General features: G+C 44.5%; 2 tRNA genes. Both read left to right on the top strand.

The features are described from left to right. The first annotated feature begins 55 nt into the window (after window positions 1–55). A tRNA-Ala gene (locus V7R39_RS17740) sits at window positions 56–131 on the top strand. A gap of 263 nt (window positions 132–394) precedes the next feature. Further along, window positions 395–471, top strand: a tRNA-Ile gene (locus V7R39_RS17735). The last annotated feature ends 235 nt before the right edge of the window (window positions 472–706 follow it).

Genomic DNA, 706 nt, shown 5'->3' with positions numbered 1-706 from the left:
CGCAGTGCCTACACAGATTGTTTTGTCTAGAAAATAAAGAACGACACAAGTTTATGGGGCTATAGCTCAGCTGGGAGAGCGCCTGATTTGCATTCAGGAGGTCAGCAGTTCGATCCTGCTTAGCTCCACCACTCTTTACCGAAAGCACTTACTTTGTAAGTGGTCGTGATAAATAACGTATCGTCGATGTAAAATCGACTTGTTATTTATCAACTCGCTAAAGTGCGACTGTTGTGTAGAGAGTTTGGCCACTGAGGCTAATAAACAGTTGTTGCAATGATTTTTGTTCTAGGTAAGCCGGATGACGAGCTAGCGAAGGAGCATACGAATAGTATGTGACTGAGAGAGTGAGGAACACGAGGCGCGACATAGGGCAAAAAGCAGCAGCAAGAACAGGCTTGTAGCTCAGCTGGTTAGAGCGCACCCCTGATAAGGGTGAGGTCGGCAGTTCAAGTCTGCCCAAGCCTACCATTTTCCTTCTTACTTGCGTTGCAAGTGGTCGTGAAAAAAGCCGCTTAACCGAAAGCAAAGCTTCCTGACGGTTTTTCTACTCGCTAAAGTTGGCGGTAGTGAAAGGCTAAGGTGAGAAACTGATTTATGTGTCACGTTGGACCCGAAATCCTAATGAATATTTACTTTTTAAGTAAGCATTGATTAGGGTTTTTTACTCTAAGGATGATAGTACTGCTTTGGCAGGAAACATCTA

The sequence above is a fragment of the Alteromonas sp. P256 genome (assembly GCF_036864455.1).
Taxonomy (GTDB): Bacteria; Pseudomonadota; Gammaproteobacteria; order Enterobacterales; family Alteromonadaceae; genus Alteromonas.
Note: the sequence above shows the minus strand (reverse complement) of the source record. Positions and strands in the feature narration are given on the sequence as shown.